The following is a 17,376-nucleotide window of genomic DNA, read 5'->3' on the forward strand; positions in this document are numbered from 1 at the left end:
CAGATGACACAGATCAATCGCCGCACACTGCTTGCCGGAGCAGCCGCTACAGGAGCATTGGCTGCTGGCGCAGGGCTCGCTGCTGAGGATATCATGACCGCGACGCCCGACCTAACCGGGAAAAGCGTGCTGATCACGGGCTGCTCAACTGGCTTTGGCAGGTTGGCATCTGAGCATTTCGCCCGGCTTGGCGCACGCGTCTTTGCCACCATGCGCAACGTGCCGCGCGCCGAATCCGAAGAACTCACGCAGATTGCGCTCGATGATCAGCTTGATCTGCATGTGATCGAAATTGACGTAACGTCCGATGAACAAGTCGAAGCAGGCGTTGCCCGCGCGATGGAAATCAACGGCGGTCCGCTCGATGTCCTCATTAACAATGCAGGCATTTCTTTCGGTGGCCCGATCGAGATTCAGGACATGGAAGCGACCCAGCTGACATTCGACACCAACGTATTCGGCCCGCACCGGATGGCGCGCGCGGTTCTGCCCGCCATGCGCAAAGCCAAAAGCGGCCTCATCATCAATGTCTCGTCGCAGCTTGGCCGCGTGATCGTGCCTGCATATGGCCAGTATTCACCGACCAAATTTGCTTTGGAAGCGATGAGCGAAGGCATGGCATACGAACTTGTACCTCATGGCATCGAAGTCACTGTGATTGAGCCCGGCGGCTATCCGACAATGATCTGGAAAAACGCCAACGAAAACAGCCTCGCACTGCTTTCCCGCGCAGATGAAAAGCACACGTCGGGCTATTCGGCATTGATCGAGCAGCTTGGCAATCGCACCGGCGGCGGATCAACCGATCCGATGGATATCCCGCGCGCCATGGCCGAAGTGATCGCAATGCCCGCTGGAACGCGCCCTCTACGCCGCGCGGTCCACCCCGGTCCCAAACCGCAGATTGCGATCAACGATCTCACGGCAAAGGTCCAGGTCGGGTGGCTTGGCGAATCCGGCTATGGCCCGTGGATCAAGGCGGTTCACAACGTTTAAGCGCGTTTATCATGGCAAACCGCCTCACAGACTAGCTATTCGTGCGCGCTCCGGCTAAGCGCGGCGCGAATTTCAAAGATTAGTAGAGAACACTCATGGGTTTCCGTTGCGGGATCGTGGGCCTGCCCAATGTGGGCAAATCCACCCTTTTTAATGCTCTGACAGAGACGCAGGCCGCGCAGGCTGCGAACTATCCGTTTTGCACGATTGAGCCGAATGTCGGTCAGGTCGCTGTGCCTGATGAGCGGCTGGATAAAATTGCTGCCATCGCAAAAAGCGCAAAAGTTATCGCCACGCAGCTTGGCTTTGTCGACATTGCGGGCCTCGTCAAAGGCGCAAGTGCGGGCGAAGGTCTGGGCAATCAGTTCCTTGGCAATATCCGCGAAGTGGATGCGATTGTTCACGTCCTGCGCTGTTTTGAAGATGACGATATTCAGCATGTCTCGAACAAGGTGGACCCGCTGGCCGATGCAGAGGTGGTCGAAACCGAGCTTATGCTCGCAGACCTAGAGAGCCTTGAGAAACGCGTTCCCAATGCCGAGAAACGCGGCAAGGCCGGCGACAAGGAAGCCAAAGCCCTAGCCAGCGTCCTTGGACAGGCTCTTGAGCTTTTGAAAGAGGGCAAGCCCGCGCGTCTGACCGAACCAAAAGATGACGAGGAAGAGCGCCTGTTCGAGCAAGCACAGCTGCTGACTGCGAAACCCGTGCTCTATGTCTGCAACGTCGCAGAAGAAGACGCATCGCAAGGCAACGCGTTGTCAGCACAGGTTTTCGCCAAAGCCGAAGCCGAAGGCGCTCAGGCCGTGGTCGTTTCCGCTGCTATCGAAGCCGAATTGGTCGAAATGCCTCTGGAAGACCGCGCTGAGTACCTTACTGAACTTGGTCTGGAAGAAAGCGGCCTGGCCCGCGTGATCCGCGCCGGATACACATTGCTGGGGCTCAAAACCTTCTTCACCGCCGGCCCCAAAGAATCCCGCGCATGGACTTTCCCCGACGGCGCGAAAGCACCGCAGGCGGCAGGCGAGATCCACTCCGATTTTGAAAAAGGCTTCATCCGGGCTGAAACCATCGCCTATGATGACTATATCGGGCTTGGCGGCGAAAGCGCGGCGCGCGATGCGGGCAAGCTTCGTCAGGAAGGCAAGGAATACGTTGTGCAGGATGGCGATGTGATGCTGTTCAAATTCAACGTCTAATCCGCCAGCAGGGATTACCATGAGCAACAAGCCGGCAAAAACCGCACAGCTTCACCGAATGGTGATGGACCATCACACGTGTCCGTACGGGATCAAGGCGAAATATTTGCTCGAAAGCCGGGGTTTCGCGGTCGAAGACCACCATCTGACGTCGCGCGCCGAAACAGATGCCTTCAAAACCGAACATGACGTTCAGACAACGCCGCAGATCTTAATCGATGGCAAACGCATCGGCGGATATGATGCGCTGCGCGAGCATTTTGGTATCGCAAAGAAAACCAATGGCAAAAGCTATCGGCCCGTAATCGCGGTTTTTGCTGTGGCATTGGCGCTTTCTGTATCACTGTCGCTCGGGCTGCTTGGCAGTGTTGGTGTGCGCACGATCGAATGGTTTGTGGCGTTCTCTATGGGTATGCTTGCCATGCTGAAATTGCAGGATGTGGAGCAATTCAGCTCGATGTTTGTCGGCTATGATCTGCTTGGCAAACGCCTCGTCCCATATGCGTATGCCTACCCTTATCTCGAGGCATTGGCTGCGGTGCTGATGGCCGGGCGCGTTCTGCCGTGGCTGTCCATACCCATCGCATTTATCATCGGATCAATCGGGGCGATCAGCGTTTTTTACGCGGTTTATATCCAGAAACGGGATATCAAATGCGCATGTGTCGGCGGCAGCGGCGATGTCCCGCTGGGATTTATCTCGCTATCAGAAAACCTTGCCATGGTCGGCATGGCGTTCTGGATGCTGATTAGCCTGATGGGATAGATCCCGTATGCCGTGCGTCATGCATTGGTGTTGAAAGTATCTGATACGGCACGCTTTACGCCTCAATGCCGCCCAAACAGCTTTTCGACATCTTCCATGTCCAGCTTAACCCAGGTGGGTCTCCCATGGTTGCACTGGCCAGATCTTGGCGTTGATTCCATTTCGCGCAGCAGAGCATTCATCTCGGCCACGGAAAGCACGCGCCCTGCCCTGACCGATCCGTGACACGCCATGGTTGCGAGGACATATTCCAGTTTTTCGGAAAGCAGCAGCGCGCCGCTATCCTCGCTCTTGCCGTGTTTGGCGATGTCATCCGCAAGGTCTTGCAGCAATTTGCTGCTGTCCGCCTTGGCGATTGCAGCCGGAACAGCCCGAACCAGCATTGCCGCCGGACCAAACCGCTCAACATTCAACCCGAAACGGGCCAAACCCTCAGCGGCATCCTCAAGCCGGTCGCAATCCGCTTCGTCCAGTTCAACCACATCAGGCACCAACAAGGCTTGGGATCGCGCCACGGCCTCTCCTGCGCCGCCGGCACGGAGCCGCTCCAGCACAAGCCGTTCGTGGGCGGCGTGCTGATCGACCAGCACCAACCCGTCTCTGCTTTCTGCCACAATATAAGTGTTTGCGACCTGACCTCGCGCGATGCCCAGCGGGTAATCTTGCTCGCCCTCCTCAATTGGCGCGGCTTCTTCGGCGCGGCCTGTGGGCAATGCATCGCCAGCTCGCGCCGTCCACTCCGGTCGCGGTTCGGACACCCGCGATTGCGGCGCGGTCCAATCCCGGCCTTCAAACATGGACCGCAGCGCAGGCGCCTCTTCGCGGACAGGTTCCTGCCTCCAGCGTTCCATCGCCTTGCGGTCCGGCCCTTGCGCGCTGCGGCGGTCTCCGGTCGAGAGCGCTTGGCGCAGCCCCGAAACGATAAATCCGCGGACACCGCTGGCATCGCGGAACCGCACCTCTGTTTTGGCAGGATGCACATTCACATCGACATCCTGCGGCGGAATATCGAGGAACAGCGCAAGGACAGCATGGCGATCACGCGCAAGCATATCGGAATAGGCTCCGCGAACCGCTCCTGTCAGCAATCGGTCTTTCACCGGACGGCCATTTACGAACAGATATTGATGATCTGCCACTCCGCGATTGTAGGTTGGCAGGCCTGCAATGCCTGTAAGCCGCATCTCGCCATGCTCTGTTCCGCGAAGCAGATCGATTTCGACCGCATTGTCTTTCAGCTCGCGCGCGACGATCTGCGATACACGGGTGGCCAGCGGTTCATTCGCCTGCGTCGAAAGCGCTTTGCGGGTTTTGCCTTCTGAGCCGTTCTCCAACGAAAAAGCGAGTCCGGGGCGAGCCATCGCAAGCCGGCGAACGATATCGAGGCAGGCGATGTATTCACTGCGGGGCGTGCGTAGGAATTTGCGGCGGGCCGGAATCTTGGCGAACAGGTTTTCCACCCGAACACGCGTTCCTGGCGGCAAGGCGGCCGGCCCCTCTTCAACCACATCGCCATGATCAAGCACGATCCGCCAGCCATCATCTGCGCCGCGCACTCGGCTTTCGATAGTGATCCGCGCAACGCTGGCAATCGAAGGAAGCGCCTCCCCTCGGAAACCCAGAGTCGCGACCATTTCGATCGCATCATCCGGCAATTTGGACGTCGCGTGGCGTTCAAGAGCGAGCATGATATCATCGCGCGTCATGCCGCAGCCGTCATCGGTGACTTCAAATCGGGTCAAACCGCCATCGGTAAGCACCACACCGATTCGCGTCGATCCGGCATCGATGGCATTCTCAACCAGCTCTTTAAGCGCAGAAGCGGGCCGTTCCACCACCTCTCCGGCGGCGATACGGTTCACTAAGGTCTCTGGAAGGCGGCGAATTTGCGGCATTTGTCGCAAACTAGACGTCATGCGCCGCAAATTCGAGGGCAACGGTGCAAAATTACGTCTCACGTCAACAATTATTTTGGCGTTTTTGCTGCGCATTCGCTAGGCGCAACGTGTAATGTCATCACGGGGCCACACGCCTTGCAGAAGGTCTGCAAGCAACCCTGCCCCGGCATAACGGAAAAACAAAATGAGTTTCTTTGCAAATCTCTTCAAATTCGGTTCGCAGAACATGGCGATCGATCTCGGCACAGCCAACACGCTGGTCTATGTTCAGGATCAGGGAATCGTTCTGAACGAACCATCTGTGGTCGCGATTGAGACGATCAACGGCATCAAACGCGTCAAAGCAGTCGGCGATGACGCGAAAATGATGATGGGCAAAACGCCCGACAGTATCGAGGCAATTCGGCCGCTGCGCGATGGAGTGATCGCAGATATCGAAATCGCCGAGGAAATGATCAAACATTTCATCCGCAAGGTCCATGGCAAGCGCAACCTGTTCCGCTATCCTGAAATCGTAATTTGTGTACCTTCAGGCTCCACCTCGGTTGAGAAACGCGCGATCCGTGACGCTGCATCGAATGCCGGCGCGTCCGAAGTGCACTTGATCCTTGAACCAATGGCAGCGGCCATTGGCGCTGATATGCCGGTAACCGAACCGGTTGGATCAATGGTGGTCGATATCGGCGGCGGAACAACCGAGGTTGCCGTCCTCTCGCTGCGCGGGCTTGCCTATACTACGTCGGTTCGTACCGGCGGAGACAAGATGGATGAAGCCATCGTCTCGTATGTTCGCCGCCATCACAATCTGTTGATCGGTGACGCCACGGCCGAACGGATCAAAAAAGATTTCGGAATTGCAGTCATACCCGAAGACGGGGTTGGCGAGACGATCACGCTGAAAGGCCGCGATCTGGTGAACGGTGTTCCAAAAGAGATCACGATCAATCAGGCGCATGTGGCAGAGGCGCTGTCTGAACCCATCGGCGCTATCGTCGAAGGCGTTCGGATCGCTCTTGAAAACACCGCGCCAGAACTCGCGGCAGACATCGTTGATCAGGGCATCGTGCTAACAGGTGGCGGTGCATTGATCCGCCGCCTTGACGAGCATCTTCGTGAAGAAACCGGACTGCCGGTATCAATCGCCGAAGATCCATTGACCTGTGTCGCGATCGGCACCGGCAGGGCGATGGAAGATCCGATTTATCGCGGCGTCTTGATGACCGCATAAGCGACATGGCCCGGCTTAATCTCCGGGTTTTTAGGAAAAGGGGATAGCGGGCATGGCGCCGCCGTCATCGCGCCGATCATCGGGCTTTTCAAAAAAAGCTCAATATTCGGTCTTCACCGGCTATTTACTCGCCGGGCTTGGCGCGTTGCTTGGCCTCGGCCTGTTGGCGCTGTCCTTGTGGCAGCCCGCTGCGCTTGGACCGTTAAGGGGCGGGACGCAGGATGTTGTCACGACTATCGGGGAAGGCCCGGCGGCTGTTCGATCCACTGGTGGAACCGTTTGGGACACCATTTCGGCCTATTTCCAAGCAGGCAGCCAGAATGCCGCCCTGCGTGAAGAGGTAGAGCTGGCCCGCATCAGATTGGCAGAGGCAGCCGCGGTCGCCCAAGAAAACGAGCGCCTGAAATCTCTGGTCGCTTTGGCAGAAAGCGAGATTGAACCCATCGCCGTCGCGCGGCTCGTGGGATCAACCTCCACCAGCAGCCGCCGGTTTGCCTATATCGCGAAAGGCCGGCGCGATGGCATCGAAGTCGGCATGCCTGTGCGCAGCGCGCGGGGCGTGGTGGGCCGGGTTCTGGAGGTCGCTCGCGGATCATCGCGCATCCTGCTTTTGACAGACAGCGAAAGCGTCCTTCCCGTGCGCCGTTCTACAGATGAAACGGTGGCCTTTGCCGAGGGGCGCGGCGATGGCCTTGTGCGGATTCGACTGATCAATCTCGGCCTCAATCCGCTCGAGATCGGGGATGTATTCGTAACCAGCGGCGCAGGCGGGTATTACCGGCCTGGTGTCGCGGTCGCGATCCTCACAGAGAAAACGCCTGATGGCGGTATGGCGCGTCTGGTCGCGGCGCCATCGGCAACAGATTTTGTATCGATTGAGCCAATTTATGTCCCGGCAGCGGTAAACGCATCCGATGCCCGGCCCGAAGAACCCATTTCCGAGGCGGAGGGCGTGGATTGATCGATCGCCTCAACGCCACTCCCCGCCACAGCGCCAATCGGTTCGGCGGCGGGATCAATCGGGTGCAATCACCGTGGCGTGCGCAAACCGTACCGTATGTGTCGATTGCGCTGGCATCACTTTTGCCCGTGTTCCTTGTGGCAGATTTGATGCCTTTGCTGCCGCCACTTGGGTTTATGATGCTGATCTGTTGGCGGATCATGCGGCCCGGATTTTTGCCGCTTTGGGTGGGCGTCCCATTGGGCGCATTTGATGATTTGTTCAGCGGGCAACCGTTCGGCAGCGCCGTACTGCTCTGGTCAGTCGCAATGATCGTGCTGGAAATGATTGAGACGCGGTTTCCATGGCGCAGCTTTTGGCAGGATTGGTTAAGCGCAAGTCTAGCGATGATGATCTATATACTGGTCGCAATGACCGTATCTGGCGCACCCTTGACCCCTCAGATGCTTATCGTGACGATCCCGCAGATTGCGCTTGCGATCCTGCTGTACCCGTTGTTTGCCCGGCTGATCGCTCGTCTTGATATGTTCCGTCTTGCCCGCGCGCGGAGGGTAAGCTGATGGCGAGATTGTTGAACCGTAAGGGACCGAAAAAACGCGGGCCATTGATCAACGCGTCAAAGCTCAAAAGCACATTTGACCGGCGCAGCGTGGTGATAGGTTCGATCCAGGGCGGTGTCGGCGTGCTGCTGGCCTTGCGTATGGGTTACCTCGCGATTGCCGAGAATGAAAAATACCGGCTTGAATCTGAAAGCAACCGCGTCAACCTGACACTCATACCTCCGCGGCGCGGATGGATACTGGACCGCAATGGCGCACCGTTGGCCTCGAACCGTGCCGATTTCCGGGTTGATATTATTCCCGAAAGATTGACCGATCCCGATGCCACCATCGACAATATCGGCGCGCTGCTGGCGCTCGAAGAAGACCGCATCGCCGATTTAAAGCAAAAGGTCAGCGCGGCGCGCGGTTTTGCACCAATCGAAGTCGCCAGCGGACTGCATTATGAAGAATTTGCAGCGCTAAGCGTGCGCTTGCCCGATATGCAAGGCGTTGTCCCGCAGCGCGGCTTTTCACGGTATTACCCGACCGCCTCCAGCGTCGGGCATCTGATCGGTTATGTCGGCCCTGCGTCGGCCGAGGAATACGAAGAAGACCGCAGCCCGATCCTGATCACGCCCGGCTACAAAATTGGCAAAGACGGTCTTGAAAAACAGTTTGAACAGGAGCTTCGCGGCACTCCCGGTGCGCGCCGGGTAGAGGTCACGGCTGCTGGCCGGATTATCCGCGATCTGGAAACGCGTGATGACATCCAGGGTGCGCCAGTCAAATTGACGATTGATGGTCCGTTGCAGGATTACGCCGCTCGCCGGATTGGTTTGGAAAGCGGATCGGTTGTGGTGATGGATTGCGAAACCGGCGATCTGCTTTGTATGGCATCCATGCCCAGTTTCGATCCCAATAGCTTTTCAGCCGGGATCGGTAGCCTTGAATATTCCATGCTGCGCGAAGATCAGCGTGTGCCGCTGCGCAACAAGGTTTTGCAAGGCCTTTACCCGCCCGGTTCAACGGTAAAGCCGATGCACTGCATGGCGTTTTTGAAAGCTGGAATCAAACCAACCGAGACAATTGTTTGCGGCGGCGGAAGGCGGATCGGCAACCGCTTCTTCAATTGCTGGAGCAATCACGGTGTCGTCGATATGGCAAAGGCGATCTACCAAAGTTGTGACAGCTATTTTTACCACTTTGCGCAGCAAATCGGTTTTGATGCAGTCGCAGCGATGGCGACTGACCTTGGCCTTGGCGGGCAATTTCCATTGCCGGTCAACAGCCAGTTTTATGGCACCGTCCCGACCCCAGAGTGGAAACAGAAAAAGTTTGACCGGCCATGGGCACCATTCGACACGGTGAACGCGTCGATCGGTCAAGGGTATTACCTCACCAGCCCCCTGCAATTGGCAGTGATGAGCGCGCGGCTTGCGACCGGCAAACGGCTCAATCCGCGTCTCGTTCTGGATGGATCAGCCAATGATCCGGTAAGCTACAATTTCCAAGACGAAGAGATCACCTATATCCGCAACGCCATGAGCGATGTGGTCAATGGACCAGGCACCGCTGGCCGTGGTCGCCTGCCCTTCCCCGACATCAAGATGGCAGGCAAAACCGGAACTGCGCAGGTTGTTTCCCTAAGCGTGTCCGATGGCCGCAGTGGCCCGTGGAAGTACCGCGATCATGGGCTTTTCACGTTCTTCGCACCGACCGAAAACCCGCGTTATGCCGGCGCCGTGGTGATTGAGCATGGTGGCGGCTCAGGTTCGGCCTATCCAATCGCCCGCGATGTCATGACATTCATGTTTGATCCGCAAAAAGGACTGGAACAGCTCCAGACGCTTGAGAAACAGTGGGGCGGCACGGCCCAACAAAGGCTCGAAAAACGCTATGCCGCTTACGCTGCAGAACGCGGTGCCAGCGTGACACCGCCACCGCGCCGCGACGAAGACATTTTTGACCGGGTGGAAGCCGAAGCGCGCGTCGAGGCAGAGCGCGTTCAGGAAGCAGGCGATGAATTCATCGCTCCGCGTCCCAATCCGGTCGCGTCAGGCACCCCGCCCCGCGATCCGGGAACGAGTGAATGAGCGGCATCATCCCTGCCCCTATTGCGCGGCAGCCATGGGGCATGCTCATCCCGCTTTTCCTGCTCGTCGCGTTCGGCGCAGCAGTGCTGTATTCGGCGGCAGGCGGTTCTATGCAGCCCTACGCATCATCCCATCTGTTGCGGTTTTCGGTGTTTATGGTGATGGCATCGATCATTGCCTCGCTGCCGAAAGAGCTGGTGAAATTTTTCACCTACCCCGCCTATATCATTGTTCTGATACTCTTGATCGCTGTTGAAGTGATCGGGCAGGTCGGTGGAGGCAGCCAGCGCTGGCTCGATCTGGGGTTCATGGTCTTGCAACCATCGGAACTGATGAAACCAGTTTTGGTCGTGACGCTCGCTTATTTCTTTTCGACTTTGCCCATCGGTCTGATCGGCAGCTGGCGGTCGCTGATCATACCGGGCGCCATGATTGCCCTGCCAATGGCGCTCGTGCTGTTGCAACCGGACCTTGGTACATCGCTCGCGATTGCGTTTGGCGGGGGCGTTGTGATGCTTCTCGCCGGACTTCCGATGCGCTGGTTCGTCGGCGGCGGCTTGGCCGCGGCGTTGGCAGCGCCTTTGGCATTCTATTTCGGTTTACAAGATTATCAGCAACGCCGCGTGCTGACGATGTTCGATCCAGAGGCCGATCCGCTGGGCGCCAGCTATCATATCATTCAATCCAAGATTGCCATCGGGTCCGGAGGAATATTCGGCAAAGGCTTTAACAATGGCTCGCAAAGCCATTTGCAATACCTGCCCGAGCCGCACACAGATTTTGTGTTCGCAACCATGGCCGAAGAATGGGGCCTGATCGGGGGATTGTTCGTTCTCGCCGTGTTTAGCGTGATCCTGCGCTGGGGTTGGGATGTGGCGCGCGCTGCACAAGGCCGGTTTTCCAGTTTGCTGGCGGCTGGTATGGTCGCGACGATATTCTTCTATATCGCGGTCAATCTTTTGATGGTTATGGGATTTGCGCCTGTCGTCGGCATCCCGTTGCCGTTTATGAGCCACGGCGGTTCATCGATGCTGACCAACATGATCTGTATCGGCGCCCTGATGATGGTGAACAGCTGGAACAGAAGCGCACCGCGCAGCGGCTTTTCATAAAGCCTGCTACGCTGTTGTCACAAGCCCGAGTTTGAGCGCTTTGACCACTGCACCGACCCGGTCCGTTGTGCCCAGCTTGGCATAAATCCGTTTTGCATAGGTCTTCACTGTATCAGGCGAAAGCTCGAGGATCTCTCCAATGACCGAGAGAGATTTTCCTCTCACGATCCAGGTCATGACCTCGGTTTCGCGCTGGGATAGCTCAACCTTATCGCGCGATGCCTCCAGCAACACGCAGACGCGCTGATGGGCGGCCTGCGAAATACTGCGGACAATGCCCATCTTTGCCGGGGGCACACGATCAATCGAATACCCGAAATCAAATGACGCATAGGCATTGCGACTGCGCAATCCGAACAAGGGAACTCCAAATCCATGAATGAGCCCGAATTTCCGCATCGCCTCGAAAAATAATTCATTTTCCGGTGTGTTTGGACCCATTTTAATCGCGTCTGACCAAGTCAACATCGCGCCATAGTACATTACCCGCTTAGGTATCGGGTCACTTTTCCGAAATTCCGAGTCGTCGTAGAATTTTAGCCAGTCGGGATCAAAGCCATGCGCATGAACAACTGTGCGTTCAGACGTTGGAGAGTCAAATAACGGTGTAAAATGATAGCTTTGTCGAACAATACCCTGATCTTCGCATACGCCCACTGCGTACCTTAGCACTTCTCCGACATCGATGAGTGCTTCGATCTTACCGAAATATTCCTGCATCGTTACACCAGTTTACATTACGTCACCCGATTAGGCGACTTTACGTGAACGTCAGGTAGGGGCATTTGGCCCGTGGTTGTTCGAAAGAGCTCCCACGTTCGGGTCGCAGGTCAACGGTATTCCGAAAGGCTTTGTTGGACGTGAAAGACCTGGCGGCAGACACCCCCCCCAATTGGATCTGTCGCCAGGCAATAACGTCTTTCAGGAGGGTTCGATGTTCCGCTTACGGCAAGTGGCAGTTTCCATCTGCCAGAAATTGCGACATTCGCGGCTCGCGAAAGTCGACCTGAACAGCGCAAGCACCGCCGCGCAGGATATTCTTGTTCAGGCGATTAAAGCACGGGCCGATACGAACCAGACAACCACGCTTCGGCAACTCCATAAAATTACCACGCTGTCGCAGCGCCAAGCGCTGAACGCGATCAACAAATTGTCAGAAAACCAAATGGTCGCAATCGACCATGACATTAACGACGAGCTCGAATCCACAATCACGTTGATGGGGGCAAAGCGATCATCCGGGCACGCCGCAGATCGCGGTACCGCAGAGTAATTTCTTTTCATTGTCGAAACTGCCTCTATATGCAGCGCGTTGCCTGATCGGATTAGCGCGGTAGAGCGCCGATCAGGCTTCCGATTTGAATCGGCATGGACGCATAGCTCAGTTGGTAGAGCAGCTGACTCTTAATCAGCGGGTCCCAGGTTCGAACCCTGGTGCGTCCACCACCCCCTCAAGAACGCTGGTCTTCATCAGATAGCGACAGGTTGTGAACATCACAGTGGTGACTGCTGCCTTGCAATCACATTGAAATGTGATAGTTGGAGCTGATGAGCACATCCATCATCACACGCGTACGTGACTTGGTCACATCGGGCGATTTCACCAAGGCTGGTCTTGCCAGAGCAGCCGGTCTTCATGCCAACACATTGCGGGACGCGGCTGAGGCCGATTGGAACCCCACAGCCGATACGTTGGCGAAGCTGCAAGACTTTCTTGATTCAAATGACGAGCGCCCCGTGCTGGTCGGTGCCGAAGAGATTATCAACGAAGCACGCAATGGCCGAATGTACATATTGGTAGATGACGAGGACCGCGAAAACGAAGGCGACCTGATCATCCCCGGCCAGATGGCGACCCCGCATGCAATCAACTTTATGGCGACCCACGGACGCGGGCTGATTTGTCTGGCTCTTGATAAAGCGCGGGTGGACCAGCTTGGCCTTGAGCCGATGAGCCGCAATAACAAAGAGAGTATGCAAACCGCTTTCACGATTTCGATCGAGGCAAAAGAAGGTGTAACCACAGGGATATCGGCAGCAGATCGCGCCCGCACCGTTTCCGTTGCCATCGATGCCAACAAAGGCGCCGATGATATTGTCACCCCCGGCCATGTTTTCCCCCTGACCGCGCGCAAGGGCGGTGTTCTGGTCCGGGCCGGTCATACCGAAGCGGCCGTGGATATATCCCGTCTGGCTGGTCTCAATCCCAGCGGCGTGATTTGCGAAATCATGAACGACGATGGCACCATGGCCCGCTTGGATGATCTGGTTGCTTTTGCCCGTAAGCACGATCTGAAAATCGGGACGATCCGGGACCTGATTGCATATCGCATGCGCAACGATCATCTGGTCGAGCGCTTGGACGAAAGCGGCTTTGAAAGCGATTATGGCGGCCAATGGCGTTTGATCACGTATCGCAACCGCGTGGCGAATGAACAGGCATATGTCCTTCAAAAGGGGCATATTTCGCCTGACGAGCCCACCCTCGCCCGCGTCCACCCGATTTCCGTTTTTGACGATATTCTTGGCCAACCCGGAGCGCGCAAACGCACTCTTCAGCGCGCCATGAGCGCAATTGGCGAACACGGTTCAGGCGTCATTGTGATCTTGACCAGTCGCATAGGCGGCAAAGAATGGAGCCAGGACGAAGAAATTCGCAATGTGGGTATCGGCTCTCAAATCCTCGCCGATCTGGGAGTGCATGACATGATCCTGTTATCCAATTCGCGCCCCGACCTTGTCGCAATCGAGGGTTACGGCCTGACGATTTCTGATTTTAAATCCATCCCGGAGTAACCCCACATGGCAAAGTTTCTGATCGTAGAAGCGCGTTTTTATGCGCAGCTCAACGATATGCTGATCGCTGGCGCAAAAGCCGCAATCGAAGCCGCCGGCCACGAGGCCGATGTTCTCACAGTACCGGGCGCTCTTGAAGTGCCGGGAGCCATCGGCTTGGCAGCTGAAAGCGGCGATTATGATGGCTTCGTCGCCATAGGTGTCGTTATCCGGGGCGAAACCTATCACTTTGAAATTGTTGCCGGTGAAAGCGCCCGCGCAATCATGGCGCTGACCATGGACGGCATTCCAATCGGCAATGGTATTTTGACCGTCGAAAACGAAGCGCAAGCTCTGGTCCGTGCTGACTCAAACCAGAAAGACAAAGGCGGTGAAGCCGCGAAAGCCGCCCTGGCGCTTTATGATCTTGCAGTGCGATTTGACCGGTAAAGCCGTAAAAAACCTGTAAAATCTCGCAGAGTACGTACTTTCGCGTATACAGAAATCCGTAAGTGCCCGTTAGATACCAACCGAGCGGTAAGCAGGTGCACCTGCCCGCTTGGGAAGCAAAATTTTAAAAAGGCGGGATTAACACGTGGCCAAGACTGAATTGCCCTATGCGCACCAGCTGTATTCGATAATCGGCATTCTTGAGGAACAGTTGAGAGAGCTAGACAAGATCGGAGCGGGCATCGCGGCCGTCCATGTGAACGCGGCGATAGAACAGCTGCATAGCAATCTCGCAATCGTAAACGATAATGATCCCAACCCTTTCGATCCGCAAATGCTGTGCCTCATTCCGGACGATCGTTCCACAACAGCGACTTTCTACCGCCATAGTAAGGATTAGCCCGTAATGCGCTCAGGCGCCCAATTGACTAGATAGATCACGTCAGGGGGTGCAGATCGCTTCGGGTTTTTGAATCGGAGCAGCACGCCACTCAGGAGGCGGCGTGATACAGCTTATCAAACTATGGGGCGTCTGGGAAAACCCGGCAGAACGGGTTGGCTCCGCGCAGGATTGCGTATGAATGACACCCCGCTAAACCGCGTATCCCGTCATTCCAGTGAGGCCTCAAACGCGGACGACAATGCTGACATTGATCTTAAAAAGCTCGCTGGGCAGCTGACCCAAATCGCAAACCAATTGCGCAGCACGCAGACAGAAATTTCCATGCCTACATCGGGCCACGTTACATCGGGCCACGTTACATCAGGCCACGTTACATCAGGCCAGGTTGCATCGGGCCAAATTACACGGGACCAGCCTGCACCGGCCAAGTACACATCGGACATATCCAGTGTGGTGCCTTTGGTGCCCGAACCAATTGAAGCACCAACTCGCCGAGAAACAGCCAGATTGGCCTACGCGGCGTGGGCACGCGATCAATATGCGACCCGCCGCCGACGTGAGACGGTTTTCCGCAATGCTGAACTGTTCGGCGAACCTGCCTGGGATATCCTGCTCGATCTCTACATCGCTTATGTCGATCAAAAAACGGTATCGGTCTCAAGCGCTTGCATCGGTTCTGCCGCACCTTCGACCACTGGTTTGCGCTGGCTCGGTATACTCGCCGAACAGGGGCTGGTCACGCGAGAGCATGATCCAGACGATCAACGCCGGGTTCTGGTCCGTCTTTCAGATCACGGATTAGAAACAATGGACGCCTATTTCGAAAGCGTTGCATCGGCGGCATAAAGCCACAAACGCGTACTTAGAGCGCTCCGAAACATCCGCGACCGGCATAAACTGCGCTGTCGCCCAATTCTTCTTCGATACGGATCAACTGGTTGTATTTCGCGAGCCGGTCTGAGCGTGCCAGCGAACCGGTTTTGATTTGTCCGCAGTTCGTTGCAACAGCGAGATCGGCGATCGTCGCGTCCTCGGTTTCACCCGACCGGTGGCTCATGACCGATGTGTAGCGCGCGCGGTGAGCCATATCCACCGCAGCCAGCGTTTCAGTCAAAGTGCCGATCTGATTGACTTTCACCAGCAGAGAGTTCGCCAGACCAGCTTCGATACCGGCGCTCAGACGTTTTGGATTGGTAACGAACAGATCGTCACCCACCAGCTGCACTGTATCACCAATTGCATCGGTTACAGCCTTCCAGCCTTCAAAATCATCTTCATCCATGCCGTCTTCAATGGATTTGATTGGATAATCTGCTGCGAGTTTGGCTAGATACTCTGCCATGCCTGCACCGTCCAAGCTCAATCCTTCGCCGGAGATCTCGTATTTCCCGTCGCGATAGAATTCGGTCGCTGCGCAATCGAGCGCAAGGACAATGTCCTGTCCCGGCTTGAAACCCGCTTGCTCGATCGACGCCATGATGAAATCCAGGGCGGCACGTGAACTGGCAAGATCCGGCGCAAAACCGCCTTCGTCGCCGACACTGGTTGCCAGGCCCTTGTCCGAAAGCCCCTTTTTCAAGGTGTGGAAAATTTCGGATCCCCATCTCACAGCCTCGGCGATGCTGTCTGCACCCACCGGCATGATCATGAATTCCTGAATATCGATCGGATTATCGGCATGTTCGCCGCCATTGATGATATTCATCATCGGCACTGGCAGAACGTGAGCGGACACGCCGCCCAGATACGAATAAAGCGGCAGGCCGCGCGCATTTGCTGCTGCCTTCGCCACGGCGAGACTGGTGCCCAGAATCGCGTTTGCGCCCAGACGGGCTTTATTCGGAGTGCCGTCCAACGCGATCATCGCCAAATCGACATCGCGCTGGTCTTCGGCATCGTACAAATCGACCAGCATCTCGCGGATTTCAGTATTGACCGCCTCGACCGCTTTCAGAACGCCTTTGCCTTTATACCGCGCGCTATCGCCATCGCGCAGCTCAACCGCTTCGTGCGCGCCGGTGGACGCGCCAGAAGGCACCGCAGCACGGCCAAAACTGCCATCATCAAGCAACACATCCACTTCCACCGTCGGGTTACCCCGGCTATCGAGAATTTCGCGTGCGTGAAGGTCGATAATGGCGGTCATACTTGGCTCCGTAGCAAAAGTGTGGTAGACACATAACACACCTTGACCGAATGCGATCGAGATGCTGCGTCACTTAAATTTCCGGCAATCCCTATTCGTCGGAACAACGGGGCGCAAGACGCGTTAAATTAATTACATCCACTCCGGCTTTTCTTTTTGGAAAAGCAATAGATTAGAGGGCTCTAGAATCACCATGGCAGAGACTAAGACAACCAAAACGACAAAAACCGCAACCAAATCCCCTGCACCCAAGCCAGCAGCGAAGACTACGACTGCTAAAAAGGCTGCGCCTAAAAAGACCGGCGCGACCGAAAAACCGGCTACAGAAGCAAAGAGTCGCTTCAATGCTGCGCTTGAAGAAGCTAAAGCCGGTGCAGCAGCGTTGCGCGCCGGAGCGAATGAGCGTGCGGGTGAATATAAGGAACAGGCAATGAACCGCAGCGATGATCTGGTTGGCGAAGTCCGCGCCTACGGAGAAAAAGCAAAGTCGCGCGCCGGAGATCTGGCCGTCGATGCGAAATCCGCGACCAGTGATGGCATCGCGTCGATCGGCAAAGTCATCGCCGACACCGCACCGCAAATCGATGAGCGTCTGGGCGAGCAATACGGCGATTACGCCCGTAAGGCATCACGTTCACTCGCAGAAACCTCCGCCAAACTTGACGCGAAGAGCGTCGATGAACTGGGCGATGATGCACGGGAATTTGTTCGCAAAAGCCCAGGCACAGCGATCGGCATTGCTGCCGTCGCAGGTTTTCTGATTGCCCGTCTGTTCCGCGGTTCGCGCGACTAGATAACAGTTCGAGGGCA

General features: G+C 56.4%; 17 protein-coding genes and 1 tRNA gene. 15 read left to right on the forward strand and 3 right to left on the reverse strand.

All coding sequences use genetic code 11. From position 1 onward, the window contains the following. Nucleotides 1–3 precede the first annotated feature (3 nt). The 3 genes from FGU71_RS12900 (at nt 4) to FGU71_RS12910 (ending at nt 2,958) form a co-directional block, all read left to right on the forward strand. Nucleotides 4–996 carry an SDR family oxidoreductase gene (locus FGU71_RS12900; protein WP_142789190.1) on the forward strand — a complete coding sequence of 331 codons (993 nt, stop codon included), beginning with the start codon at nt 4–6 and terminating at the stop codon, nt 994–996. A gap of 95 nt (nt 997–1,091) precedes the next feature. Then, entirely contained in the window at nt 1,092–2,192 is a 1,101-nt protein-coding gene (gene ychF, locus FGU71_RS12905; protein WP_142789191.1) for a redox-regulated ATPase YchF, read from the forward strand. 19 nt (nt 2,193–2,211) lie between these two features. Next, nucleotides 2,212–2,958 (forward strand): glutaredoxin family protein, encoded by a 747-nt coding sequence (locus FGU71_RS12910; RefSeq protein WP_142789192.1) that lies wholly within the window; start codon nt 2,212–2,214, stop codon nt 2,956–2,958. A 62-nt stretch (nt 2,959–3,020) separates the two neighbouring features. Here the strand turns inward: FGU71_RS12910 and mutL are convergent, their stop codons facing one another. Further along, complete coding sequence (gene mutL / locus FGU71_RS12915; protein ID WP_142789193.1) at nt 3,021–4,853, reverse strand: DNA mismatch repair endonuclease MutL; 1,833 nt, start codon at nt 4,851–4,853, stop codon at nt 3,021–3,023. Nucleotides 4,854–5,040: 187 nt separating this feature from the next. Here mutL and FGU71_RS12920 point away from each other — a divergent pair, with 187 nt between their 5' ends. The 5 genes from FGU71_RS12920 to rodA are packed head-to-tail and all read left to right on the forward strand — an operon-like array spanning nt 5,041 to nt 10,792. Beyond that, complete coding sequence (locus FGU71_RS12920) at nt 5,041–6,084, forward strand: rod shape-determining protein (protein WP_142789194.1); 1,044 nt, start codon at nt 5,041–5,043, stop codon at nt 6,082–6,084. A gap of 52 nt (nt 6,085–6,136) precedes the next feature. Next, a complete protein-coding gene (mreC, locus tag FGU71_RS12925; RefSeq protein WP_142789195.1) occupies nt 6,137–7,045 on the forward strand; it encodes a rod shape-determining protein MreC in 909 nt (302 codons plus the stop codon). Continuing rightward, nucleotides 7,042–7,605, forward strand: coding sequence for a rod shape-determining protein MreD (gene mreD, locus FGU71_RS12930; RefSeq protein WP_234035786.1), 564 nt, complete (start codon nt 7,042–7,044; stop codon nt 7,603–7,605). The genes mreC and mreD overlap by 4 nt, the downstream gene beginning before the upstream one ends. An 11-nt stretch (nt 7,606–7,616) precedes the next feature. Beyond that, nucleotides 7,617–9,680 carry a penicillin-binding protein 2 gene (gene mrdA / locus FGU71_RS12935; RefSeq protein ID WP_234035787.1) on the forward strand — a complete coding sequence of 688 codons (2,064 nt, stop codon included), beginning with the start codon at nt 7,617–7,619 and terminating at the stop codon, nt 9,678–9,680. After that, a complete protein-coding gene (rodA, locus tag FGU71_RS12940) occupies nt 9,677–10,792 on the forward strand; it encodes a rod shape-determining protein RodA (protein ID WP_142789197.1) in 1,116 nt (371 codons plus the stop codon). The genes mrdA and rodA overlap by 4 nt, the downstream gene beginning before the upstream one ends. A gap of 6 nt (nt 10,793–10,798) precedes the next feature. Here the strand turns inward: rodA and FGU71_RS12945 are convergent, their stop codons facing one another. Further along, a complete protein-coding gene (locus FGU71_RS12945; RefSeq protein WP_142789198.1) occupies nt 10,799–11,512 on the reverse strand; it encodes a helix-turn-helix transcriptional regulator in 714 nt (237 codons plus the stop codon). Nucleotides 11,513–11,726: 214 nt separating this feature from the next. On the opposite strand from FGU71_RS12945, the gene FGU71_RS12950 reads away from it, so the two are divergent. From FGU71_RS12950 to FGU71_RS14325, 6 genes are all read left to right on the forward strand, one after another. Next, complete coding sequence (locus FGU71_RS12950; protein WP_142789199.1) at nt 11,727–12,065, forward strand: hypothetical protein; 339 nt, start codon at nt 11,727–11,729, stop codon at nt 12,063–12,065. Nucleotides 12,066–12,162: 97 nt separating this feature from the next. Continuing rightward, nucleotides 12,163–12,238 (forward strand) — tRNA-Lys (locus FGU71_RS12955). Between the two features lie 102 nt (nt 12,239–12,340). Next, on the forward strand, nt 12,341–13,588 hold the full coding sequence (ribB, locus tag FGU71_RS12960; protein WP_142789200.1) for a 3,4-dihydroxy-2-butanone-4-phosphate synthase: 1,248 nt from the start codon (nt 12,341–12,343) through the stop codon (nt 13,586–13,588). Between the two features lie 6 nt (nt 13,589–13,594). Then, entirely contained in the window at nt 13,595–14,017 is a 423-nt protein-coding gene (gene ribH, locus FGU71_RS12965) for a 6,7-dimethyl-8-ribityllumazine synthase (protein WP_142789201.1), read from the forward strand. 145 nt (nt 14,018–14,162) lie between these two features. Next, nucleotides 14,163–14,417, forward strand: a complete 255-nt coding sequence (locus FGU71_RS12970) for a hypothetical protein (protein ID WP_142789202.1) — start codon at nt 14,163–14,165, stop codon at nt 14,415–14,417. Nucleotides 14,418–14,882: 465 nt separating this feature from the next. After that, nucleotides 14,883–15,266: a winged helix DNA-binding protein gene (locus FGU71_RS14325; RefSeq protein WP_407644415.1), complete on the forward strand. Its 384-nt coding sequence runs from the start codon at nt 14,883–14,885 to the stop codon at nt 15,264–15,266. Nucleotides 15,267–15,282: 16 nt separating this feature from the next. On the opposite strand, the gene eno is transcribed toward FGU71_RS14325, so the two are convergent. After that, nucleotides 15,283–16,566, reverse strand: coding sequence for a phosphopyruvate hydratase (eno, locus tag FGU71_RS12985; protein WP_142789203.1), 1,284 nt, complete (start codon nt 16,564–16,566; stop codon nt 15,283–15,285). Between the two features lie 193 nt (nt 16,567–16,759). On the opposite strand from eno, the gene FGU71_RS12990 reads away from it, so the two are divergent. After that, entirely contained in the window at nt 16,760–17,359 is a 600-nt protein-coding gene (locus FGU71_RS12990) for a hypothetical protein (RefSeq protein WP_142789204.1), read from the forward strand. Nucleotides 17,360–17,376 lie beyond the last annotated feature (17 nt).

The sequence above is a fragment of the Erythrobacter insulae genome, from assembly GCF_007004095.1.
Lineage (GTDB): Bacteria > Pseudomonadota > Alphaproteobacteria > Sphingomonadales > Sphingomonadaceae > Erythrobacter > Erythrobacter insulae.